Origin of the sequence: Marinobacter sp. LA51 (assembly GCF_030297175.1) — a bacterium.
GTDB classification, from domain to species: Bacteria; Pseudomonadota; Gammaproteobacteria; order Pseudomonadales; family Oleiphilaceae; genus Marinobacter; species Marinobacter apostichopi.
In genome coordinates this window covers 2,435,250-2,459,115 of sequence record NZ_AP028070.1, presented here as the reverse complement: position 1 = coordinate 2,459,115, position 23,866 = coordinate 2,435,250, and the positions used below count along the sequence as shown (strand labels likewise).

General features: G+C 60.0%; 20 protein-coding genes. 13 read left to right on the top strand and 7 right to left on the bottom strand.

The features are described 5' to 3' along the window. The first annotated feature begins 22 nt into the window (after positions 1 to 22). Genes ccmC through ccmI form a run of 7 tightly spaced genes read left to right on the top strand, consistent with a single transcriptional unit; the run spans position 23 to position 5,893 of the window. Complete coding sequence (ccmC, locus tag QUE89_RS11260) at positions 23 to 769, top strand: heme ABC transporter permease CcmC (RefSeq protein ID WP_286220177.1); 747 nt, start codon at positions 23 to 25, stop codon at positions 767 to 769. Then, on the top strand, positions 770 to 1,006 hold the full coding sequence (gene ccmD / locus QUE89_RS11255; protein WP_286220176.1) for a heme exporter protein CcmD: 237 nt from the start codon (positions 770 to 772) through the stop codon (positions 1,004 to 1,006). A 14-nt stretch (positions 1,007 to 1,020) separates the two neighbouring features. Further along, positions 1,021 to 1,530, top strand: coding sequence for a cytochrome c maturation protein CcmE (gene ccmE, locus QUE89_RS11250; RefSeq protein ID WP_286220175.1), 510 nt, complete (start codon positions 1,021 to 1,023; stop codon positions 1,528 to 1,530). A 39-nt stretch (positions 1,531 to 1,569) separates the two neighbouring features. Then, positions 1,570 to 3,570: a heme lyase CcmF/NrfE family subunit gene (locus QUE89_RS11245; protein WP_286220174.1), complete on the top strand. Its 2,001-nt coding sequence runs from the start codon at positions 1,570 to 1,572 to the stop codon at positions 3,568 to 3,570. Beyond that, complete coding sequence (locus tag QUE89_RS11240; protein ID WP_286220173.1) at positions 3,567 to 4,103, top strand: DsbE family thiol:disulfide interchange protein; 537 nt, start codon at positions 3,567 to 3,569, stop codon at positions 4,101 to 4,103. Before QUE89_RS11245 ends, QUE89_RS11240 begins: the two co-directional genes overlap by 4 nt. After that, on the top strand, positions 4,103 to 4,582 hold the full coding sequence (locus tag QUE89_RS11235) for a cytochrome c-type biogenesis protein (protein ID WP_286220172.1): 480 nt from the start codon (positions 4,103 to 4,105) through the stop codon (positions 4,580 to 4,582). Before QUE89_RS11240 ends, QUE89_RS11235 begins: the two co-directional genes overlap by 1 nt. A 48-nt stretch (positions 4,583 to 4,630) precedes the next feature. Continuing rightward, positions 4,631 to 5,893, top strand: a complete 1,263-nt coding sequence (gene ccmI, locus QUE89_RS11230) for a c-type cytochrome biogenesis protein CcmI (RefSeq protein WP_286220170.1) — start codon at positions 4,631 to 4,633, stop codon at positions 5,891 to 5,893. A 60-nt stretch (positions 5,894 to 5,953) separates the two neighbouring features. On the opposite strand, the gene QUE89_RS11225 is transcribed toward ccmI, so the two are convergent. Genes QUE89_RS11225 through QUE89_RS11200 form a run of 6 tightly spaced genes read right to left on the bottom strand, consistent with a single transcriptional unit; the run spans position 5,954 to position 12,929 of the window. Further along, the gene (locus tag QUE89_RS11225) at positions 5,954 to 7,681 is read right to left on the bottom strand and encodes a BatD family protein (protein ID WP_286220169.1); all 1,728 of its coding nucleotides are present in this window, start codon (positions 7,679 to 7,681) and stop codon (positions 5,954 to 5,956) included. Beyond that, positions 7,675 to 9,507 (bottom strand): VWA domain-containing protein, encoded by a 1,833-nt coding sequence (locus QUE89_RS11220; RefSeq protein WP_286220168.1) that lies wholly within the window; start codon positions 9,505 to 9,507, stop codon positions 7,675 to 7,677. The genes QUE89_RS11225 and QUE89_RS11220 overlap by 7 nt, the downstream gene beginning before the upstream one ends. Next, on the bottom strand, positions 9,500 to 10,525 hold the full coding sequence (locus QUE89_RS11215) for a vWA domain-containing protein (RefSeq protein ID WP_286220167.1): 1,026 nt from the start codon (positions 10,523 to 10,525) through the stop codon (positions 9,500 to 9,502). Before QUE89_RS11215 ends, QUE89_RS11220 begins: the two co-directional genes overlap by 8 nt. After that, the gene (locus tag QUE89_RS11210) at positions 10,519 to 10,989 is read right to left on the bottom strand and encodes a DUF4381 domain-containing protein (protein ID WP_286220166.1); all 471 of its coding nucleotides are present in this window, start codon (positions 10,987 to 10,989) and stop codon (positions 10,519 to 10,521) included. Before QUE89_RS11210 ends, QUE89_RS11215 begins: the two co-directional genes overlap by 7 nt. Beyond that, positions 10,986 to 11,930, bottom strand: coding sequence for a DUF58 domain-containing protein (locus QUE89_RS11205; protein ID WP_286222875.1), 945 nt, complete (start codon positions 11,928 to 11,930; stop codon positions 10,986 to 10,988). The genes QUE89_RS11210 and QUE89_RS11205 overlap by 4 nt, the downstream gene beginning before the upstream one ends. Before the next feature lie 36 nt (positions 11,931 to 11,966). After that, entirely contained in the window at positions 11,967 to 12,929 is a 963-nt protein-coding gene (locus tag QUE89_RS11200) for an AAA family ATPase (RefSeq protein ID WP_286220165.1), read from the bottom strand. Positions 12,930 to 13,090: 161 nt separating this feature from the next. On the opposite strand from QUE89_RS11200, the gene QUE89_RS11195 reads away from it, so the two are divergent. The 4 genes from QUE89_RS11195 (at position 13,091) to QUE89_RS11180 (ending at position 21,273) form a co-directional block, all read left to right on the top strand. Further along, positions 13,091 to 18,031, top strand: coding sequence for an NAD-glutamate dehydrogenase (locus QUE89_RS11195; protein WP_286220164.1), 4,941 nt, complete (start codon positions 13,091 to 13,093; stop codon positions 18,029 to 18,031). Positions 18,032 to 18,097: 66 nt separating this feature from the next. Continuing rightward, positions 18,098 to 18,778 (top strand): carbonate dehydratase, encoded by a 681-nt coding sequence (gene can / locus QUE89_RS11190; protein WP_286220163.1) that lies wholly within the window; start codon positions 18,098 to 18,100, stop codon positions 18,776 to 18,778. A 110-nt stretch (positions 18,779 to 18,888) separates the two neighbouring features. Then, complete coding sequence (locus QUE89_RS11185) at positions 18,889 to 19,935, top strand: class I SAM-dependent methyltransferase (RefSeq protein ID WP_286220162.1); 1,047 nt, start codon at positions 18,889 to 18,891, stop codon at positions 19,933 to 19,935. A gap of 195 nt (positions 19,936 to 20,130) precedes the next feature. Continuing rightward, positions 20,131 to 21,273, top strand: coding sequence for a class I SAM-dependent methyltransferase (locus QUE89_RS11180; RefSeq protein ID WP_286220161.1), 1,143 nt, complete (start codon positions 20,131 to 20,133; stop codon positions 21,271 to 21,273). A 35-nt stretch (positions 21,274 to 21,308) separates the two neighbouring features. On the opposite strand, the gene QUE89_RS11175 is transcribed toward QUE89_RS11180, so the two are convergent. Then, positions 21,309 to 21,929, bottom strand: coding sequence for a riboflavin synthase subunit alpha (locus tag QUE89_RS11175; protein ID WP_286220160.1), 621 nt, complete (start codon positions 21,927 to 21,929; stop codon positions 21,309 to 21,311). A 203-nt stretch (positions 21,930 to 22,132) separates the two neighbouring features. On the opposite strand from QUE89_RS11175, the gene QUE89_RS11170 reads away from it, so the two are divergent. Both QUE89_RS11170 and QUE89_RS11165 read left to right on the top strand, forming a co-directional pair. Further along, positions 22,133 to 23,077, top strand: a complete 945-nt coding sequence (locus QUE89_RS11170) for a hypothetical protein (protein ID WP_286220159.1) — start codon at positions 22,133 to 22,135, stop codon at positions 23,075 to 23,077. A 60-nt stretch (positions 23,078 to 23,137) separates the two neighbouring features. Beyond that, positions 23,138 to 23,815, top strand: a complete 678-nt coding sequence (locus tag QUE89_RS11165; RefSeq protein WP_286220158.1) for a TetR/AcrR family transcriptional regulator — start codon at positions 23,138 to 23,140, stop codon at positions 23,813 to 23,815. Positions 23,816 to 23,866: the final 51 nt, after the last annotated feature.

Here is a 23,866-nt window from a genome sequence, read left to right as displayed (position 1 = left end):
TGATGTTTAGGGTATCCGTCTGATGTGGCAGATTTTTCATAAACTGGGTTCGCCCAAATGGTTCTTCGGGATCGCAACCCGGTTGATGCCGTGGTTGCTGGCAGGTGCACTGGCCTTGCTGGCCGTGGGCCTGGTCTGGGGCCTGGCCTTTGCACCCAAGGACTACCTCCAGGGCAACAGTTATCGGATCATCTTTATTCACGTTCCCTCGGCGTTCCTGGCGCAGTCGGTGTACATCATGATGGCGACGGCCGCGGTGGTGACCCTGGTCTGGCGGATGAAACTGGCCGATGTCTTCGTCAAGGCGGTTGCTCCGGTTGGCCTGGTGCTGACCTTTCTGGCCCTGTTCACGGGTGCGGTCTGGGGCAAACCGACCTGGGGTACCTGGTGGATCTGGGATGCCCGGCTTACCTCAATGCTGATCCTGCTGTTTCTTTATGGCGGAGCAATCGCCCTGGATCGGGCCATCAATGATGAGAAATCGGCGGCCCGGGCGGTCGCGGTACTGGTATTGGTCGGGGTGGTAAATATCCCTATCATCAAATACTCCGTGGAATGGTGGAATACCCTGCACCAGCCTGCGACGTTCAAGCTGACTGAAAAGCCGTCGATGCCGGCAGAAATGTGGGTGCCACTATTGCTGTCGGTCCTGGGCCTGTACCTGCTGTTCGGCTGGCTTGCCTGCCTGCGTATGCAAACAGAAATCCTGGTTCGTGAGCAGCGCACGCGCTGGGTCAAAGAGCATGTACTGGCGCGGAGGGCTGGTTAAATGGCATTCGACTCGTTAACCGCCTTCATCGCCATGGAAGGCCACGGCCCCTATGTTTGGGCCTGTTACGGCGTCTTTTTTCTGCTCGTGACGGCGATGATGGTCTGGTCATGGCGTCGACACCGGTCGGTGCTGAATTCCTGTCGCCGGGTGCACGAAACCGCAGACGACAGCGGACGCGGCTCGGCGCAACCGACACCGGCGACGTTTACCCGGGTAAAAGTTTCCCAAGACTGAATGGCAGATACTGAATGCATCCTATCCGAAAAAAACGACTGACCATCGTACTGTTCCTGATCGCAGGTATCGCGGTGGCGGTCGGTTTGACCACCTACGCATTGCGTCAGAACATCAACCTGTTCTATGACCCGAGCCAGATCTCTGCCGGAGAAGCACCGGTGGATGTCCGCATTCGCGCCGGTGGCATGGTCGAAGAAGGCTCGGTGGTGCGTGATCCGGAGAGCCTTGAGGTGGAGTTCCGGGTGACCGATTTCAGTGCCTCGGTGCCGGTGATTTATGTCGGTATTCTGCCGGACCTGTTTGCTGAAGGTCAGGGCGTTGTTGCCATGGGTAAGCTGAATGGCGAGGGCCGCTTTGTCGCCGATCAGGTGCTGGCGAAACACGACGAGAATTACATGCCACCTGAGGTGGCGGATGCGTTGGCGAAATCTGCCAAGGAGCGGGCGGAATACGGCGCCGAATATGGAGCCGAATATGGAGCCAAAGACGCTGAAGGCTCCAGCAACGCACCCACGTACTGATTTTTTAACTACAAACGGCCATAGGGCCAGAGGGCTTTGATGTATCCGGAACTCGGACAGCTCGCACTAATTCTCTCGCTGTTGCTGGCAGTGCTCCTTTCTGTGGTTCCCCTGGTGGGATCGATCGCTGGACGGGATAACCTGCAGGCGTTTGCTCGCCCGCTAGCCTCGGGCATGTTCGTCTTCGTCGCCCTGGCGTTCGCGGTGCTGACCCACGCCTTTCTTACCGATGACTTTTCCGTGGCCTACGTGGCGAACAACAGTAATAGCCTGTTGCCCTGGTACTTCAAATTCAGCGCTGTTTGGGGTGGCCACGAAGGCTCGCTGCTGCTGTGGATTCTGATGCTGGCGGGCTGGACCTTGGCGGTGGCGGTGTTCAGTCGACGCTTGCCTTCTGTGGTGGTGTCCCAGGTGCTGTCCATCCTCGGCATGGTCACCGTTGGCTTCCTGCTGTTTATCCTGATCACCTCCAATCCCTTTGATCGTCTGCTGCCCAATGTGCCCGCAGACGGCTCTGACCTGAATCCGCTGCTGCAGGATTTCGGCCTGATCGTGCACCCGCCCATGTTGTATATGGGGTACGTCGGCTTCGCTGTGGCCTTTGCATTTGCTATTGCCGCGCTGATTAATGGTCGGCTCGATGCCGCCTGGGCCCGATGGTCACGGCCCTGGACCACTGTGGCTTGGTCATTCCTTTCCATCGGCATTGCACTCGGAAGCTGGTGGGCTTATTACGAGCTGGGCTGGGGCGGCTGGTGGTTCTGGGACCCGGTCGAGAATGCCTCGCTGCTGCCCTGGTTGTCGGGCACCGCACTGATGCATTCCCTGGCGGTGACCGAAAAGCGCGGTGTCTTCAAGAGCTGGACCGTTCTGCTGGCTATTGTCACCTTCGCACTCAGCCTGCTGGGAACCTTCCTGGTGCGTTCTGGTGTGCTCACCTCGGTGCATGCCTTCGCCTCCGATCCCGAGCGCGGTGTGTTCCTGCTGGCGTTGCTGGCGGTGACGGTGATTGCCAGCCTGACCCTGTACGCATTCCGGGCACCGGTGGTGCATGTCCGTGCCAGGTACGGGTCAATGTCCCGGGAAATCTTCCTGTTGCTTAACAACGTGATGTTGGTGTCCGCCACACTGTTGGTGGCCGTCGGCACCCTGTATCCGTTGGTGCTTGATTATCTGGAGATGGGCAAGCTGTCCATTGGTGAGCCCTTCTTCAATATCACCTTTAGTCCACTGGCGGTTGCAACCGGGTTGCTGATGGGCGCTGGTATCTTCTCCCGCTGGAAAAAGACTGACGGCGGCTGGCTTGGGCGCAAGTTGCTGTGGCCGCTGGCTATAAGCCTGGTGGTCACTGCGGCGGTTCTGGTTGGCTATGGTGGCTTTACGCCTTGGGCTTGTGCCGGAGTGTTTACGTCCGTGTGGGTGGCCGTGGCGACCTTCTGGGACTTGTGGGAAAAATCCGCATCACGCAAAGGCCGGCTGCACGGCCTGAAGCGCCAGTCGCGCAGCTACTACGGCATGGTTCTTGGTCATCTGGGCCTGGCCATCACCATGGCCGGCGCCACCGTTGTATCCAACTACGGCATCGAGCGGGACGTTCGCATGGTGCCGGGTGATGTGGCCACGGTGGGTGATTACCAGTTTGTGTTCCGGGACATCGGTGAGCGCCAGGGTGCCAACTTCACCGCCCAGTACGGCAGCTTCGATGTGCTGGTGGACGGCGAGAAGATTGCTGACCTGCATCCGGAGAAGCGTCAGTACTCCGTGGGCATGAGTGTAATGACCGAAGCCGATATCGATGCTGGCCTGTTCCGCGACATCTTCGTGGCCGTTGGCGAGCGGATTTCCGACAACGCCTGGGCTATTCGGCTGCAGTACAAGCCCCTGGTGCGCTGGCTGTGGCTGGGTGCCATCTTCATGGCGGCTGGTGGTTTTCTGGCCATTTCCGATCGTCGCTACCGGGTGCGTGAACGCTCGGCCCAGAAAAGCAACGCCGGTGTCCCTTCCGGCAACGCCACCGAATCCGCCGGAGCAGTATCATGAAGCGCTTTTTATTGTTTCTGCCGTTGCTGATTGCCGTGGTCTTGGGCGTGGTGCTGTTCGCAGGCATTGGTAAAGATCCCACCAAACTGGAATCGGCGCTGATCGGCAAGCCTGTGCCAGCGTTCAATCTGGAGGATCTGAACACTCCGGAGACCCAGCTCAACGAGACCCTGTTTAAGGGCAAGGTACAGCTGCTGAACGTGTGGGGCACCTGGTGTCCGGCCTGTCGCGACGAGCACGACGACCTGATGTGGCTGGCCGAGGAACAAGGTGTCTCCATCGTTGGCCTGAACTACAAGGACAACCGGGACGATGCGTTGGTTTGGCTGGACCGGCTCGGCAATCCCTACAGCACATCAATCTACGATCCCCGGGGTACCCTGGGGTTTGATCTGGGCGTCTACGGCGCGCCGGAGACCTTCGTAATAGATGAGCAGGGTGTGGTGCGCTATCGCCACGTTGGCGTGGTCAACGAGAAGATCTGGCAGGAAACCCTGCTGCCGGTGATCAACGATATCCGGGAGAATGGCTGATGGTCCGCTTCGCCCTTGTTGCCGTACTGCTGTTGCTGGCCCCCATGGCCAGCGCGCAGGTGGCGGATGTCTATAACTTTGAGACCACACAGCAAGAGCAGCGGTTTCAGGACCTGATCGCGGAACTGCGTTGCCCGAAATGTCAGAACCAGAACATTGCCGACTCCAACTCGCCCATCTCCAAAGACATGCGCGCCGAGGTATACCGCCGGATGCGCGCGGGCGAGAGCAATGACGAAATTGTCGATGCCCTGGTAAACCGCTTTGGCGAATTCATTCTGTACCGGCCCCAGGTAGAGAAACGCACCATCCTGCTTTGGGCAACCCCGGCCATTGCTGTTCTTGGCGGGTTGCTGGTGGTGATCGGTGTCATCGTGCGCTCCCGTCGCCAGACCGACGAGACACCGGAACTGACCGCCGAAGAGAAGGCTCGCGTGGCCAAGATTCTTGCAGAAGACGATCAGGACAATCGAGCCTGATCGCTTCCTCTGCGCTGCACTCATGACTGAACCTGTGACGATATCTCCATGACTGAAACCTTCTGGATTGCCGCAACGGTACTCATTATTCTGGCTCTTGCGTTTGTATTGTATCCGGTGCTTTTTCACAGCTCAGCGGCGAGAGAACGCGCTGACTTCAGAAACCAGAACCTGATGGCCTACCGCAGCCGGATGAAGGAACTGGACGCCGAGTACGAGGCGGGAGTGCTGGACGACGACAACTACCGGCAGCTGAAAGAAGAGCTTGCCGGCGCCATGCTCGACGATGTCCCGGATGAGACGGTGATGGGGCCCGCTCTGAGTGGCCGAAAAAGCGCCATCGCGGTGGGCCTGGTGGCCATTCTGCTGGTGCCGGTCGCGACCTATTTCCTGTATCAGGAGTGGGGTGCCATGGACGACGTGGAACAGCTTATTACCATGCAGGCCATGGGGCAGACTGACAGCGCTCGCCAGAACCAGATGGCCGAATTGGCCGAACAGCTGCGGGAAAAGCTCGAAGCCAGCCCTGACAACCCCGATGGCTGGGCCATGCTGGGACAGAGCTACATGCGCCTGGAGCGGTATCCGGCTGCGGCCTCGGCCTTCCGCCGTCTGTCGGAATACGCGCCCAATGAAAACGCCCGCGCGGTTGCGCTTGGCCTGGCAGCACAGGCTCAGTTTTTCGACAGCCGGGGGGCTTTGACCGCTGAGGTGAGGGCGGCCATTGAAGCGGCCCGCGACGTGAATCCCGACGAGGTGAACGCCTTGGGCCTGCTGGGCATTCACGCCTTCAGCCAGGAAAACTACCGGGAAGCGATCAAGTACTGGGAACGCATTGTCGCGGTGGCGCCGGATCATCCCCAACTGGCTTCGATTCAGGGTGGTATTCAGGAAGCTTACGGCCGTCTGGGTGAAACGCCACCCAGTTTCGAGACTGCTGAGGCCGAGGGCCCAGGTGTGACCGTCCGGGTGAGCTTGTCCGAAGCGTTTCGGGATCAGGTTCCGGCGGACACCGTGCTGTTTGTGTTCGCCCGTGGTCAAGGTGGCGCCGGGGGCCCGCCCCTGGCGATCACGCGCCTGACCGCCGATGCGCTGCCAGCCGAAGTAAGGTTGGATGACACCAAGTCGATGTCGCCGGAGGCGAAAATCTCCAGCGCGGAGGCGGTCATGGTGACGGCCCGGCTGAGCCGCTCAGGAAACGCCATCGCCCAGCCTGGAGACTGGCAGGGTAGCCTGGAAGTACCGGTCGTGGTCAGTGAAGAGGAGGGCCAACCGGTCGAGTTGGTGATCGATCAGCAGCTCACTCAGTAGCGGGTGGACTCTCTAGAGAGTCTCTCTAAAAGGCGCCCCGGATAACCGGCTCCGCCACACTTACGCCGACAGGCTGTCGGGGTACAGGGGCGGCAGTTCGGAACCCTGGGGCTCTTCCGACTTGCGCTGCTCACGCACCTGTTGCAGTGCCTTCGCCAGGGCACGGCCGTCCCAATTCTCGGCAGTATCACCGCCCGGCGCGAACAGCCGCGCCTGCAGGCGTCGCAGTTCGGCGCTCAGGGTGGCGTTATTCAACCCCACCATAACGTCCGACGCGGTCTTGAAGTTTTTCCCGGCAAAGCGTTGATTCGCCCACTGCACGAGCAGCGCCGGGGTTGAGGCCGATCCTTTGCGGGCGCTTTGAATCAGTTGCTCGAATAGGGCGCTTTCGTCACGGTCCGGCTCCACCGGCTCTGAATTGCGCCCGTTGCTCGTGTTTCTGGCTCGCCACCACAACACCAGAGTGGCCAGCCAGAGTACCGCCAGAGCCAGACTCAGCCATTGCCAACCGGAACCATCATTGCGGGAAGTTCCGGACTCCGATGTGTCTGGGGCGCCCGTGTCGTTATCAGTGTCCGAAGGTGCTGTTGAGTTATTAACCTGCGCCGTAGCACCGCCCACCTGCAAAGTTTTAGCCGGAATGACGGCGACCTGCTCGCTGTCGGTGGTGGTATCCCACCAGGTGATCCGCATTTCGGGTAGGGTCAGCGGGCCGGATTGCACTGGTACCAGCGCACGGGTCTGGCTCAGGCTCGAGGCCAGCCCGGCCGGTGTTATGTCGGTTTTCCGTTCCGGTGCCTCGGGGTAGCTGCGCAGGCCCTCCGGAGCAAGTTCCGGTAGCGGTGGCAAAGCTTCGGCCGGTAGTCCGGCCGCCCGCAGAGTGATGTTGCGGGTCAGGTTTTCGCCGGTTTCCACCTGCAGGGATTCGGGCAGCCCGGTCTCTTCCAGGGTCAGGCCGCTGGCGGGCAGCCAGGTATCACCGGTGTAGCCGGCAGGGACATCGTTCACCGGAACGGGGTAGAGTTGCTCGCTGTCGCGCAGGAAAATCAGTTTGCCGCTGGCATCGCGGGCCTGTCCTTCAAATTCGATCGGAGGCAGGGTCAGTTCGCCCGGTTGTTGCGGAAACAGCGCATAGCGGCGTTCCACCACCCGGTAACGTACACCATCGCGGTAGCGGGAGTATTCCCGCTGTTTGCCCAGCGGCTCGATGATTGCATCCGGGTGTTCCGGTTCCGACAATTCGCCGCGCACCAGGTTGCCGCTGAAGAACAGGCGGATAGTCATGGTCAACTGTTCCTGCACATAGACCTCCGCCTTGTCTGCCGACAACTCGATAAAGCTGTCCCGGCTGGCGGCTACTTTCTGGTCCGGTGGGCTTCCGCTTACCACCTGGATGCTGACCGGTTTCGAAGTCGAGTCCTTGAAGCTGAGTGACGGAATGGTCAGCTTGCCGCTGCGCTGGGGCGCCAGCTGATAGGTCCAGGTAATCTCACCCACCATGTCATTGTTCACGGTGCGAATGTTGTAGCGCTGGTTTTTACCCAGTACCTCGAACGCCGGTTCCACCTTTTCGATGTCGGGCGAGGGCAGGTTGGACAGATCGAGATTGAAGAGATTGCTCAGGTCGATGTCCAGTTTCATCGACCCGGTTACGGTCAGGGTCAGCACCTCGCCTTCATAAAGCCGAGTGCGGTCCGGTTCGACCTTGAGTTCCCCGGCGTGGAGAAAGGTGGCCATCGCCATCAGAACCAATACGCGAATGGCAGAGATCACTAGCCGGTTTACCATGGTGTATCGCCCTCATCGGATGGTGTCTGGCGTTCCTGATACTGTTGCAGGAATTTGCGCTTCAGCAGGCCGCCGGGATTATCCGGAACCCGTCGTAGCCATTGTTCCTGGCCCTGGGACAGGGGCTGCTCGGAAATCCGGGCCGGTGCTTCAGTCTGCCCGCTGCCGTCCGTGCCGTCACGGGATTGCGCCTGCTGCTGTTGTTCGGCCCCAGTGTTGTCCTGGGAGTCGCTGGCATTGCTGTCGGTCTCGTTGGTGCCGTTGTTGGAGGATTGCTCCGACGGCTGGCCCTGGTTCTGGCTGTTCTCCGATTGGCCGGATTCCTGGGATTGCTCCTGGCCCTGGTTGCCGGGGGACTGATCGGACGAGCCGCTCTGCGAATCACCATTCTCTTGCTGCTGCGATTGCTGCGTCTGGTCTTGGCCCTGGCCTTGTTGCTGGTCCTGCTGTTGCTGTTGATCGAGTAGCTGCCTGACCAGTTCCCGATTCTCGCGGGCGTCGGTCATGCCGGGGGCTTGCTCAAGGGCCTGGTCGTAGGCGGCCAGCGCCTGTTCCAACTGGCCGGCCCGGGCCAGGGCATTGCCCCGGTTGTAATATGCTCGTGCGCCCTCGGCGGCGGCAAAGGCTTCTGCGGCCTGTTCAAACTGCTCCGAACGGTACAGCGCACTACCGCGCCATTCCGGATCGTCCAGGCGGCTGGCGGCGTCGGCCGGGTTCTCACGAATCAGCTCCGGCGCCCGCTGGTCTTCCCGTTGCCAGAGTTCTCCCCACTGTTCTCCCCAGTCCATGGCCTGGGCCGGCTGGGGTGTGAGCGGTAGCACGGTGAGGGCGAGGACGGTAAAGGCGCCACGGCGCCAGCCCAGCAGCAATAGCGGCAGCACCAGCCAGAGCAGCCAGTAGCCGTCGTCCTGCCAGCGGTTCACCGTCAGGCCAGAGTCGGTTTCCTGCCAATCGCCGTTCTCGGTGGGTTCCAGCTTCAGGGCCCGGATATCACCTTCATCCAGGGTCAGTTGCTCGCTTGCGCCACCGTTCTGCTGGGCCAGACTGGCCAGGGATTCGGGATTGGCACGGGTAATGACAATGTCGCCGTTGTCGCGGATAAAGCCGCGCTTGGCCAGGGGAATAGGGCCACCCTGTTCGGTGCCCACCACCAGGGTATCCAGGGACAGGTCGGTGCCCTCCAGGGTTTGCGAAATGGCGGTGTGGTAGCGTGTGGGCACATCGTCGGTGATCAGCAAGATCCGGCCCTGGCCTGGCGCGCCCTGTTGCAGCAGATCACGGGCGCGGGCAATGGCAAGATCAGCCCGGTTGCCCGGGGCTGGCATAATCACCGGTTCCAGGACATCCAGCATGCCTTCGATGGTTTTGCTGTCGTCGGTCAGCGGTGCAACCACATGGGCGTCGGCGGCGAACACGATCAGGCCGTTCAGACTGCCCTCTCGGGCGTCCAGAATATCGCGGATCTTGCGTTTGGCCAGGATCAGTCGATTTGGTTCAAGGTCGGTGGCGAGCATCGACAACGACAGATCCAGCACGATAACCAGGCTATCTCCGGGCTGTTTTAGCGGCGTGGGCGCCTCTCGCCAGGCAGGTCCGGCAAGGGCAATGGATAGCGCGATCACCGCCAGGGACACCGGGAGCATCGGCGATCGCTGCTGTCTGCCGGAGCTGCCGTCGTGGCGAATAACGGGCGCCAGCAATCGTTCCGGAATGATCCGGGCCCAGCCGCTGTCGCCAAGACGCAGGTGCCTGAGTGTGAACACCAGGATGGGCAGGCTCAGTGCCAGCAGCAGCCAGAACGGACGGAGAAAGTGGAAATCAGCCATCGGTTTCCCTCTTCACTGCCGGCTGGCGGGATGACACCAGCGAGGAGCCGTGGCGGAGCAGTAGCAGGACCAGCCAAAGCAGTGCTGCCAGGCCCGCCGGCCAGGCAAAGAGCTCGGTCACCGGTCGGTAGAATTTGCCCTCCAGTTCAATCGGCTCGAGCTGGTTGATGCTTTCGTAGATCAGTTCCAGTTCCGGCAGGCTGCGGGCCCGGAAGTAGCGGCCGCCCGTCTGCTCGGCCATGCGGGTCAAGAGCGCCTCGTCCAGATCTCGCGACGGGTTCACCCGCCGGGAGCCCAGAAAGCCGCGCTGAACCATGGATTCGGCGCCGATGCCGATAGTGTAGAGCCGGACACTGGCGGCCTTGGCTATCTCGGTGGCTTTGTCCGGGGTGATTTCGCCAGCGGTGTTGGCACCGTCGGTCAGCAGGATAACCACGCGCTGGTCCTGTGGCCGGTCCCGCAGCCGCTTGATCGATAAGCCCACCGCGTCGCCGATGGCGGTGGCGCGACCCGCCATGCCCAGGCCCGATTCCCGCATCAGGGTCTTTACGGTGGCCAGGTCAAAGGTCAGGGGTACCTGCACATAGGGTTGGGTGCCAAACAGGATCAGCCCGAGGCGGTCGCCTTTGCGCTGGCTGATAAAATCGTCCAGCACTACCTTTACCGCCTGCAACCGGTTGATGCTGCGGCCCTGAATGACCATGTCCTGTTCGTCCATACTCGGGGAGATGTCCACCACCAGCATCAGATCGCGACCGGATACCGGCAGTTGCACCTGTTCGCCAACATGCTGTGGCCGCGCCAGCGCCACCACCAACAGACACCAGATCACGAACAACAGGAGTTTCTGCCACAGTGGGGTGGCGCTGCCATGACGGCTGACGCCGGGCAGGTCTGACAACCAGTGGCCAACCGGCAGCATGGGGGCATCCACCGACTGTCCCGCCGGTCGCCGCCACTGCAATAGCAACGGTACCAGCACAAGGAGCATCAGCCAGGGATAAGCGAGACTCACCATGCCTGACCTCCCAGCCAGGAGCGAGCAAAATCGGCGGCCTGTCGGGGATCGGCATTGGTCTTGGGCAGCCAGCTGCTGTGCACGATCGCTTCCACGATTGGCCGCGAAGCAATTCGGTCGTTTGGCGCCGTCGAAAGCAAAAACGCTACCCAGGCCTCGCCACTCAGAGATTCGGGGTGTTTGTCCGGATACCGCTGGCGCGCCGCGCGTTTCAGTAGGCTGTTCAGATGGGCAAACCACTGGGGTTCATGGCTGGCCTGATGTTCCAGTCCGGACAGTTCAGCCTTAGCCAGGCGCAGCCACCGATTGCGACGGTGCCTCCGATGCAAAAGCCAGCACAACCCGGCCAGCGACAGCAGCAGAATCAAGGCCAGTAGCCACCAACCCGGTGCCGGTGGCCAGAAGCCTCCGGTTGCCGGCAGATGAATGTCTCTCAGTTGGCTCAGCGGATCTTGCGGGTTCATCCGATCCGGCCTCCCGGCCCCAGTAGTGCTTTTAGCGCCACCGCCGGGTCATCACCGGTGGACACCATCGCAGAGGCCACGCCTGAGGTGCGGAAACAATGTTCCAGACGGGCCTCATGGCTATCCACCTTGCGTCGCCAGGCTTGCTGGAACCGCGTGTTGGCGGCATCAAACCAGACCGGGCCGCCGGGACCTGCGACGGCAAACCGACCGCTACTAGGCAACTCGCGCTCCAAGGGATCGACGATGCGGATGGCACTGACCGAATTGTGACGGGCCAGGGCACCGAGCAGGGTTGGAGTGTCTTCCGTAATGCCAAGGAAGTCGCTGATCACAAAAATGCGGCTGCCGGTGTGGGCTACCCGGCGGGCTTCGGCCAGCGCTTGATCGAGACCATTGGTGTTGTCGTCTTCGGCGGGCGTGTTGGCTTTGGCTCCCGGCTGTTGCTGGTGGTCCGCCAGTGTATCCAGCAGGCGCAGCACCGATTTTTTGCGCCGGGCCGGACGCAGGACGCTCAGTGAGTGCTCGTTGAAGACAATGCCACCAACCTGGTCACCGGCCCAGAGCGCCAGCCAGGCCAGCAGGCCGGCAACCTGCGCGGACCGCACCTGTTTGTAGGCCCCGATGCTGGCGAAGAACAGAGTAGGACCCAGATCACACAGGAGCAGCACCGGGCGTTCCCGTTCTTCCTCATACAGCTTGGTGTGGGGCGCTTGCCGCCGCGCAGTTACACGCCAGTCGATGCTGCGGATGTCGTCACCCGGCTGATACTGGCGAACCTCCGCGAATGCCATGCCCCGGCCCCGCTGCGGTGACTGCTGCAAACCGGCCTGCCGGGTTTTCACCGGACGGGCCGACGGCAGCTTCAACGCACGGGCATCCGCCTGCAGGCGGATCAGGTCCGGCAGACTGATGTGGGTTAGAGCGTCGGAGTCAGCCATAGTGGCGGTGTCAGTCTGTCGCATCGGTGAAGATCATCAGGCAGTAACCGGTACTCGCTCAATCAGGCGTTCGATAACCGCGTCGGCGGTCATGCCCTCGGCCTCGGCTTCAAAGGTCAGCAGAATCCGGTGCCGGAGCACATCATAGGCCATGGCCCGGACATCGTCCGGGGTCACGTAGTCACGGCCGTCGAGCCAGGCCAGGGCACGAGCGCAGCGGTCCAGAGCAATCGTGCCCCGCGGGCTGGCGCCAAAGGCGGTCCAGCGTGCCAGCTCAGGGTCCAGGCTGCCGGCATCCCGGCTGGCCAGTACCAGCGCCAGCAGGTACTGCTCTACCGGCTCTGCCATGTAAATATCAGCAACCTCGTTGCGGGCGTCAAAGACCTGTTCTGCGGTCACGCGAACACTGGTTTCGGCCTGGCCCTGGCGATAGTCATTGCGCGCCAGGTGCAGGATGGCTTTTTCGGCCTCGGCTGAGGGGTAATCAATCACCACATGCATCAGGAAGCGGTCGAGCTGGGCTTCGGGTAAAGGATAGGTGCCTTCCTGCTCAATGGGGTTCTGGGTGGCCATCACCATGAACAGGCGATCGAGCGGGAAGGTACGCAGGCCAACACTGACCTGACGCTCGCCCATGGCTTCGAGCAGGGCGGACTGGACCTTGGCCGGCGCCCGGTTGATTTCATCGGCCAACACCAGATTGTGGAAAATAGGCCCACGCTGGAATTCAAAGGTACCGGTTTCCGCCCGGTAGATTTCACTGCCGGTGACGTCCGAGGGCAGCAAGTCCGGGGTGAACTGAATTCGGTGGAAATCGCCGTCCAGGTGATCGGCCAGAGCCTTGATCGCCGTAGTCTTGGCCAAGCCGGGAGCACCCTCAACCAACAAGTGGCCATCGGCGAGGAGGGCAATGAGTAATCGGTCCACCAATTTTTCCTGTCCGATTATCCTTTTTGCCAACTGCGATCTGAGTTCACCGAACGTATGCTGTAGCGACATTGAGAGGAACTGCTCCGATTCTCTAGGGTTCATCTTAGAACGTCTTTGATGCGTAAGTAGTTGCCGCAGTTTTGGCGTCTGCCCGGCAAAAATCAAGGGTTTGACTATGCTTATGTGACAATAAGACGATTACGTTTACTTCACACTAACCGAGGTCGATCATGAATGCGCTGACAGTAGCCAGCAAGGATCAGTTTTTTGAACAACTGGCTGATGCGTTCGCTCAGAAAATTGCCAAGACAGAGGCAAAAAAGATCTGCGATTTCGCGAAGCAGCATTACGCTCACATTCCTCTTGAGGAGCTGGTCAGTCGACGATTTTCGGACACCTACGGTGCTGTTCTCGCGGCCTGGCAGTTTCTTCAGAAGCGGACCGCCGACGAAACACCTGTATCGGTGTTCAACCCTGACCTCGAAAGCGATGGCTGGCAGTCGACCCACACGGTCATTTTCATACTGCACCCGAACATTCCCTTTCTGATCGATTCCCTGCGAATTGCCATCAACCAGCGCGAGATCGGCACCCACTCCATTCAGCACTCTATCCTGCAGGTTGAACGCACTGAAGACGGCAAGCTGAGCAAGTTGCTGCCCAATAAGCGCTCCAACAAAGATACCCAGTTCGAGGCCTTTATCGTGCTGGAAATCGATCGCCACAGCGATCCGGCCGACCTGAACGAGTTAGAGGAAGCCCTGCAAACGGTGCTGCACGAAGTGCGCATCGCCGTTTCCGATTTCCCGATTGTCACCAACAAGGTTCGCGAGATCCTGGACGAGCTGGATACTACTGCCGCTGGCATCGATGATGAGCAGAAGGAGGAGGCAAGGGCTTTCCTGAACTGGCTGATGCAGGACCACTTCACGTTCCTGGGCTACGACGAATACGACTTCGCCAAGGACAAGAGCGGCATGGTGGTGCGTCGGGTCGAGAACTCGGAGCTGGGCATCCTGCGAGTTAATAACGAGCGTCCGGATCGGGTTCGGCTGAACGAGTTGCCTCAGCGTACGCGTCATGAAATGACGCGCACTGACGATATCTTTATTTTTGCCAAATCCGCCCAGCGCTCACGGGTGCACCGTCCGGCCTACCCGGACTACATCGCGGTCAAGAAGTTCAACAGCAAGGGTGAAGTGGTTGGCGAGCGCCGCTTCCTGGGCCTGTATACCTCCCGTGTGTATAACGAGCGTCCGGACGAAATCCCGCTGCTGCGCCGGAAATTCCAGAATGTCATCAAGCGCTCGGGTTTCCTGCGCGACGACTACGCGGGCAAAGAGCTGGACCAGATTCTCACCGTTTATCCCCGGGACGAGCTGTTCCAGATCGAAAGCAAGGACCTGTTGAAGGTGGCGAAGAACATCCTGTACATCCAGGAGCGCCGCCGCATCGAGCTGTTCATGCGCGAAGACGTGTACGGCCAGTTTGTCACCTGTCTGGCGTTCTTCCCCCGGGATATCTACAACACCGAGCTGCGGCAAAAGGTCGAGCAGGTGCTGTTGGACCGACTGGAAGCGGAAGACATCGAATTTGTCACCCACTTCTCCGAATCGGTGCTGGCCCGTGTCCAGTTCACCATTCGGGTACCCCAGGTGGAGAACCGGCAGCTGCCCATTGCCGAGATTCGTGAAAAAGTCATCGAGATGGCGCAGTCCTGGCGTGATGGTCTTTACGATTCCTTGAGCGAAGCCTATGGCGAAGAGCAGGGCAACGAGCTGTCGCGGCTGTGGTCCGGTGGTTTCCCGGCCAGCTACACCGATATGTTCTCGCCGCGCCGGGCCGCGATCGATCTGGAGCACATCTCTGGCGCCGCCCAACGCAGTGACTTGACCATGAGCTTCTACCGGGCCCTGGAAGAGGATGAAAGCACCCTGCATTTCAAACTCTTTTATCCGGATCAGCCACTGCCGTTGTCCGACGTGATGCCGATTTTCGATAATCTGGGCTTCCGGGTACTGGGCGAGCATCCGTTTGAAGTCACCGACCGTCACGGCAAGTCGGTGTGGATTCACGACTTCACGCTGCAGGCCCACACTGGCCGCGTGGTGGATATCCATCGCATCCGCCCGATTTTCGAGGATCTGTTCCGCCGGGTCTGGTACGGCGATGCCGAAAACGACGCCTTCAACCGAATGCTGCTGACCTCGTACATGAGCTGGCGCGAGATTGCGCTGTTGCGGACCTTCGCCCGGTACATGCGCCAGATCAGGTTCTCCAACAGTCAGACCTTCATTTCCAACACGCTGGTCAACCATATGGATTTGGCCAGGCTGCTGCTCGAGTACTTCGAGGTGCGTTTCAACCCGGACCGTTTCCAGAGCGACGGCAAGAGCAAGGCGGCCCAGCAGAAACTGGAGATTGAGTTCAACGCCGGTCTGGACGGGGTTGATAACCTCAGTGAGGACCGGGTCCTGCGGCTGTATATGGAGCTGATGCAGGCGACCCTGCGCACTAACTTCTATCAGCACGATGAGGATGGCGGTCCCAAGCCGTACATCAGCGTTAAGTTTGATCCGTCGCGCATTCCGGATGTGCCGCTGCCATTGCCCATGTTCGAGATCTTTGTCTACTCGCCGCGGGTGGAAGGTGTGCACCTGCGTGGCGGAAAGGTTGCCCGTGGCGGTCTGCGCTGGTCTGACCGGTTCGAGGACTACCGCACTGAGATCCTGGGCCTGGTGAAGGCGCAACAGGTCAAGAATGCGGTCATCGTGCCGGTGGGCGCCAAGGGTGGTTTTGTCGCCAAGCGCCTGCCTGATCCGTCCGACCGTGAGGCCTTCCAGGCCGAGGGTATTGCAGCCTACAAGACCTTCATTCGTGGCCTGCTGGATATCACCGACAATCTGGTGGATGCCGGCATCCAGCCGCCCGAGCGGGTGGTGCGCCACGACGAAGACGATCACTACCTGGTTGTGGCAGCTGACAAGGGCACCGCCACCTTCTCGGACATCGCCAACGGCCTGTCTGCCGATTATGGCTTCTGGATGGGCGATGCCTTCGCCTCCGGCGGCAGTAACGGATACGACCACAAAAAGATGGGTATTACCGCCCGGGGTGCCTGGGTATCGGTAGAGCGCCACTTCCGGGAAATGGGTATCAACCCGGCCCTGGATGAGTTCACCGCCATCGGCATCGGCGACATGGGCGGCGATGTGTTTGGCAACGGCATGCTCTGTTCTGAAAAGACCAAGTTGGTGGCAGCCTTCAACCATATTCATATCTTCATCGATCCGACACCGGATCCGGACAAGAGCTTCAAGGAGCGTAAGCGGCTGTTTGAGCTGCCCCGTTCGGCCTGGACCGATTACGACACCAAGCTGATCTCCAAGGGCGGTGGCGTGTTCAGTCGCAACGCCAAGTCCATTCCGGTCAGTGCGGAAATGAAGAAGCTGCTGGGTATCAAGTCTGATCGGGTACCTCCGAACATGCTGATTTCCCACATCCTCAAGGCTCAGGTAGATCTGCTCTGGGTTGGCGGCATTGGCACCTATGTGAAGTCCGCGGGCGAGTCCCATAGCGACGTTGGCGACAAGGCCAACGATGGTCTGCGGGTTAACGGGTCCGAGCTGCGCTGCAAGGTGGTGGGCGAGGGCGGTAACCTCGGTCTCACCCAGCTCGGACGGATTGAGTTCGCACTTCGGGGCGGACGCATGAACACCGACTTCATCGATAACTCCGGTGGCGTTGACTGTTCGGACCACGAAGTGAATATGAAAATCCTGCTGAACCAGGCCGTCGCCGTGGGCGATCTGACCGGCAAGCAGCGCAACGTTATGCTGGAAGAAATGACCGATGACGTTGCCGACCTGGTGTTGAAGAACAACTACCGGCAGACCCAGGCCATCAGTATTGCCAGCGAGGACGCTGCCATCCGGCTCGAGGAATACCGTCGGCTGATGAACACCATGGAGAGCGAAGGCAAACTCAACCGGTCGCTGGAATTCCTGCCCGACGATGAAACCCTGTCGGAGCGCAAGCTCGACAAGAAGGGCCTGACTCGTCCGGAGCTGTCGGTGCTGATCTCCTACGTGAAAGGCGATCTGAAGCAGACACTGATCAACAGCTCGCTGCCGGATGAGCCGTTGCTGGCCGGTGAGATGTACAAGGTGTTTCCGCGCGGGTTGACCCAGAAATTCTCCAAGGAGCTGGGCGAGCACCAGCTGCGGCGTGAAATTATCGCTACCCAGATTGCCAACGACATGGTCAATCACATGGGGATCACCTTTGTTGAACGGCTGAATCAGTCCACCGGTGCTGACGCGGCATCCATTGCCCTGGCCTGGATCATCGCCCGTGATGTGTTCCGCATCGATAACTGGTGGGACAAGATTGAGGATCAGGATTTCAACGTACCGGCGCAGCTGCAGATGGAGCTGATGCAGGACCTGATGCGGCTGATGCGTCGTTCAGTACGGTGGTTGTTGCGCAATCGTCGGGCCGAACTCAGTATCCAAAACCACATCGAGCGCTTCGCTGACAGCGTCTGGGCCATCACGGCCAGCCTGCCGGATTACCTCGGTGACCACGCGCGCACGGCCTGGCAGAAACGCCACGAAGGACTGGTTGAGGCCGGTCTGCCGGCAGAGCTGGCATCGGTGGTGTCGGGGACCGACTACCTGTACTCATCCCTGGGCATTATCGAGGCTCAGGAAGCGTCCGGCATGCCGCTGAAAACAGTTGCCAATCTCTACTATGAGCTGGGTGACAAGCTGGATCTGAACTGGTTTGCCCGGGCCATTGCCTCACTGGCACCGGCCTCGCATTGGCAGGCCCTGGCCCGGGAAAGTTTCCGGGAGGATCTGGAGTGGCAGCAGCGGGCGCTTACGACTGGGGTACTGAGGTTGGCAGGCAAGCCAGAAGACGTGCCGGACTGTGTCGATGCCTGGCTGGCGCGCCATGTTGGAATGATCAAACGCTGGAAATCCATGCTGGCGGAGCTGAAGAGCGTGCGTGAGCCGGAATACGCCATGTTCTCCGTGGCCCTGCGGGAGCTTCTGGATCTGGCCCAGAGCACCATGCACTCGGGTCAGCTTGAGGCTGACAGTGAAACCGAGAGTGGCAGTGCGAACGGGATACAACCGGCAGCCGCAACAGCAAGTGCCACCACTTGAGTATTGCTTTGGCAAACCAGATGCCTTTCAATTTAAAGGGCCTATAGCTTAAGAGGGAGAGTGTCGATGGGTCAGCTTGACCGTCTACTAGAGAAAAATCAGGCCTGGGCGGCCGGGATTAAAGCGGAAGATCCGCAGTTCTTCGACCGCCTGTCCAGCCAGCAGGCGCCGGAGTACTTATGGATCGGCTGTGCGGACAGCCGAGTGCCGGCGAACCAGATTGTTGATCTGATGCCAGGGGAATTGTTTGTGCACCGGAACGTTGCCAACGTGGTGGTGCACACTGATTTCAACTGCTTGTCGGTGCTACAGTTTGCGGTCGAGGTGTTGAAGGTCAAGCACATCATGGTGGTCGGCCATTATGGCTGTGGCGGTGTACGTGCGGCGCTGCTGAACGAAGGTTCCGGTCTGATCACCAACTGGCTGCGTCATATCCAGGACGTGCGTGACCTCCATCAGCCTATCCTTGATAAGGTCACCGACGTTCAGGATAGGGTGGACCGGCTGTGCGAGCTTAACGTGGTTGAACAGGTTGATCATGTGACCCAAAACAGCATCGTTCAGGATGCCTGGAAGCGCGGTCAGCCTCTGACGGTGCATGGCTTTGTTTACGCACTCCATGATGGCGTTCTGCGGGATATGGGGCTTTCCATTTCCAGCAACGACGAGCGCGAGCCGGTCAAGAGCCGAGCTATCGAAGAGCTGGCGGCAAGGCCGGTTCGGTCTGGACGCCAGGAAAAGGCCTGACGCCAAGTAGTCGCATCGGCCCGCAAGGTACGCCAGTTCTGGCGGGACTTGCGGGCCGATTCCAGTTAGAGTAGCCCGTTTCCAGAACCAGTAACGGGGTCCCCCTGCCGATGTCCGAAATGCCAAAATCCCATGAAGCCCTGCTTCGAAATCGTTCCCTGCTGAAAGGTCGTGTGGCCTTGCTGGGGGCGAGCTCCGGCGCCTTGCTGCCAGAACTGCCTTCCGGTGGCTTGGCAATGAGCGAGCATGCGGGCTACGCCGAGGAGCTGGCAGGGCCGCCAAACTGGCAGGTGTGTTTTGGCTATGACAATCCCGCGCTGACTGAGTCCAGCTTCGACACGGTTGTGGTGTTCCTGCCCAAGGCCCGGGCCGAGCTTGACCTCAGATTAGCACTGGCGCGCTGGATAGCGGCACCGGATGCTGCCTTGATACTGATCGGTGAGAAGAAGGAAGGCATTTCCGGGGCGGTGAAGCAGCTCAAGAGCATCGATCCGGAGGCAGCCAAGGTTGATAGTGCCCGGCATTGCCAGGTTTGGGTGGCCATTGGCCTGGCGCCCCTGTCGCGCTTTGACGTTGCAGACTGGATGGAATGGCACTCGATAACCAATGCCGGTAGTGCTGTTGATGTCTGTGGCTTGCCCGGTATTTTCAGTCAGGGCGAGTTGGATGCTGGCACGTCTATGTTGCTGGACACTCTGGTCAGTACGCCTCTGAAAGCCAATCGGGTTCTGGACTTCGCCTGTGGCGCAGGTGTGATCGGTTCCTGGCACCAAACCTGGCAACGGGATCAAGGCCGGCCGGTGGCACCGGTGGATGGGCTAGACGTGCAATCTCAGGCGGTAATGTGTGCCCGTTCCACCTACGAGCGGGCAGGGGCAACCGGCGAGATCATCGCCTCGGATGGTCTGGCCGGGGTCGAGGGCGTCTGGCCGGCGATCGTGACCAACCCGCCTTTCCACGCGGGTGTCAAAACCGACATTTCGATGACTGAAGATTTCCTTCGCTCCGTGGCCCGCCATCTCAAAACCCGGGGTGAGCTGAGGCTTGTGGCCAATAGCTTCCTGCCCTATGAAAACCTGATTAAACGCTTCGTGGGGCCGGTAGAGCGCCTGACCGAAGATCGCCGCTTCACGGTGTACCGCGCTACCCGTCGTTGAGTGCCAGCGACGATCTGAGGGTAAACGCCAGGCAAAAAAAAGCCCCTGGGGTGAGGGGCAAAGGGTTTGCGTCCACAACAACGGAGCCAACCGGAAAAAGAATAATGCGTGAACACCCCTTAACTTAGGCTTAATTTCTAGAATAAACAGCCTAAAATAGCGCTTTTGTGATAAATCCCCCTTTTGGAAGCCAATATGATCACTGCAGTGATGGACACGCCGGACGGCGCCCTGACCCTATCCCGTCCCGGTGGCGGTGAGGCCTCGCTGCGAGCGTGGGATGCGGCCGACGAGTTGCTGCTGGCTGAGGCGCACCAGCGCCTGGCCATGCTGCCGTCTTCTCGGGTACTCATTATTGATGACCAATTCGGTGCGCTGACCCTGGGGTTGCGCGCCTTCAACCCGGCCGTGGTGGCCGACAGTGCAACCTTGCCTGCGGCAGTGGCGCACAATGCTGGCCTGAATTCTGCCGTCGACGCACCGTCAGCGGTATTCAGTTGGCTGAACCCGCCGCAAGGCGAGTACGACGTCGTTATTCTGAGAGTGCCGCGCCAGGCGGAATACCTGGCCTGGCTGCTGCGTTGGATCAATGGTGTGCTGGCTGAAGACGGCCTGTTGCTGGCGGGCGGGATGATCAAGCACCTGCCGGACCGTGGTGTGGAGGTTTTTGCTCAGGCCGTGCCGACCGAGGCTGTCCTGCCTGCTCGCAAGAAGGCCCGGGTAGTGGTGTGTCGCCGGGGCACTGCTGATCTCGATAGTTGGTCCGGTAGCTGGAAAAGCTATGACGTAGACGGGAGCCCGCTACGGGTAGGCGCCATGCCTGCCGTGTTTGCCCGGGAAAAGCTGGACATCGGCACCCGCCTGTTTTTGTCTCATGTGAAAATCGCTGTGTCTGAGCTGGCGGCCCGTACCCGGGTTCTGGATCTGGCGTGTGGCAATGGCGTTGTGGGGCTGGTGGCTCTGGAGCAGCGGCCGGATCTGGATATGACCTTTGCGGATGTTTCCAGCCAAGCGGTGTTCAGTGCTCGGGATAATGTGTCTCGGCTGTTTCCGGAAAGTCGGGCCCGCTTCGATCACGCCGATGGCATCGACGGTTCCGCTGGGCAATTCGATTTGATTCTGCTTAATCCGCCGTTTCATGAAGGTGGGGTGGTGGGCGATCACATCGCCCTTCGTCTGTTCAAGGCTGCGGCCCGGCACCTGGCACCGGGCGGTTCGCTGCTGATCGTTGGTAATCGCCACCTCGGCTATCACCGCAGTCTGCGGAAATTCTTCTCCGCCGTTCGTCAGCTCGACGCCAACCCCAAGTTTGTGGTCCTTGAGGCCAGTCAGCGCTGAGGTATGAGCGTTTGAGGTAGGGCAGTGGTGCCCGGTTACTGCGCCTTGGGCGGCTGGTCGTAGCCGAGATGGGCCAGGGTATCCACGATGGTCTGGGTCTGGCTGTCGATCTCAATGTTAACGCGCTGGCCTTCGCTGGCGGTGCCAAAGGTAGTGGCCCGAAGGGTTTCCGGAATCAGGTGCACATTGAAGCGATTGCCCTCCACCTCACCAATGGTCAGGCTGGCGCCGTTGATGGCGATATAGCCTTTGGTGAAGATGTACTTGGTCCAGGCCTCTGGAACTTCAAACCACAGCGTCACATTGTTTTCGGTTTTCACGATCTTGGGGATGGTGGCCGTGGTGTGAATGTGGCCAGACAGTAAATGCCCTCCAATCTCGTCGCCAATGCGCGCTGCCCTCTCAAAGTTGATCTCGTGTCCCGGCCGAAGATCACCCAGGGTGGTGCATTGCAATGTTTCCTGCATGGCATCGAAGTACAGGTCGTTGTCTTCCTGGCGGGTGACGGTCAGGCAGGTGCCATTGATGGCCACCGAGGCACCAATAGTGATGCCGGCCGCCTTGTTGTCGGGCAGGCGAATGACCAGGGTGCTTAACCCGGGTGCTGCGGTTACCTCTTGGACAGTTGCAATGCCTTGAACAATACCTGTGAACATAGCCAGACCTCTTGGAAAAGACTCGGATGCGGTTGCGGCAGGGCGCCAAGGATAGCGGTGGAGTCGGCCGATGCCAAGTTGGCCCGGTGGTCACGTAGGCTTTCTTAGATCAAGCTTAAGCTCAAGATAGTCGCTACCCGGTCGATACCTGTATTACGTAGTCTGATTAATATCGATTCACTGCCCGTTCCGGAACCTAAAACATGGCTGAAAATCAGCGGACAGCGTCGCCAAAGACCGACCCGACCCAAGGTGCGGTGCTGCGCCAGGGGCGTGCCGCTGACCCGCTTCCGTCGGTGGCGCAGCCTCAGTCTGGGCCGACTGTAAATCCTCCGCCGTCGACCTCTCCTGCTCCGGCACCAGCGCCGGGAGCGGAAGCTGTGGGCGACCCGAAGGCGCCCGTGGGGCTTTCCGAAGCCGCCGAGGCCCCGGAATCGACGCCCGCTGTTGAGAAAGAAGAGGGAGAGGCAGAAGAGCAGGAGTCAGCCCCGAGCGAATCTGAGCAGGCCAGGGCGCAATTCAAGCAACGCGAGCTTCGGCTGATCTTGCGCCAATGTGATCGGGTTCTGCTGCTGGATTTCAATCGCCTGGCCATGAGCGATTGGCCAGACGACTACACCCTGGCGACCGCGCGTCGCAATCGTGACCTCTGGTTGTTCAGCGCCTTTGCCGCTGCCGTGGTGTTTGTCAGCGGCCTGACCGGGTTTGTACCGGCCTGGGTGGCGGGTACCGGTTTTGGTGCATTCATGATCATCCTGATGCTGGGGATTCCTGCGGTACGGCGCATCTACACGTCCAGTCCTTCCTACCTCGATGTCATCATGAAGCGCCAGCGCCTGCTGCGCGAGGCCCGCGCTTACGCCGCCCATCTTGAGGGCAACGAAGGGTTGATCTGGCAGTGCGCGCGAATGGCCGACTTTAATATTGCCTTGAAGAATACTCGTTTCAGTTCGCTGCTCAGGCTTTCAGAGCGGCGGATACTGCCTCGCCATCTAGCTCGCCGCGAGCACGTGCGGCTGTATCTGATATATCTGCTGGAAGCTGAGAAAGCCTATGCGCGGGTGCAGGCCGCCTTTTTTGAGGGTAATCGGCGGGCTATCGATCGGGGCTGGCAGGGTGTAGCGGCGGAGCCAGAGCCCAGAACTTGACAGCTCGGCCCTTCAAACGTATGTTTCAAACAGACGTTTGCTAGAGGCTTTGAAAATAAAATGGCGCAGTCTGATACGGTAGATCGGATTCTTGATGCAGCGGAAGAGCTGTTTGCCGAACGTGGTTTTTCGGAAACCTCGCTCCGAATGATTACCAGTAAGGCTAAAGTAAATCTGGCCGCTGTCAATTACCACTTTGGTTCCAAGAACGCGCTGATCCACGCTGTGTTCGCCCGATTCCTCACGCCGTTCTCCGCCACACTGGAAACGGCCTTTGATGAATTGGAAGAGCGCTGTGACGGCAAGCCGCCAACGCTGAACCAAACACTGTGGGCGCTGACAGAAAGCGCCGTGCGAATGCCCCAGCGCAATGAGAAGGGTATTTCCATCTTCATGCGCCTGCTGGGTCTTGCCTATACCCAATCCCAGGGCCATTTGCGTAAGTTCCTGGAGCAGGAATACGGCGATCCGTTCAGCCGTTTCATGCGCCTGCTCAAGGAAGCGACTCCCCAGTTGTCATCGGTTGATCGCTACTGGCGTATTCAGTTCATGCTGGGGGCGACCGCGTTCACCATGTCCAGCAGCGATGCCCTGCGCGATATCCTGCAGAACAAACTGGGTGTTGAAACCACCATCCAGGAAATCGCCGCGCGCCTGGTGCCCTTCCTTGCCGCCGGTATGCAGGCGGAAGACAAGATGCTGATTCCGCTCCCCGACGCCCAGGCGCCGGTTGCCTGAGATTAGCGCTCTCGGTTAGGCTTCGACTTGGCACCAGCCCCAAGGGAGCTT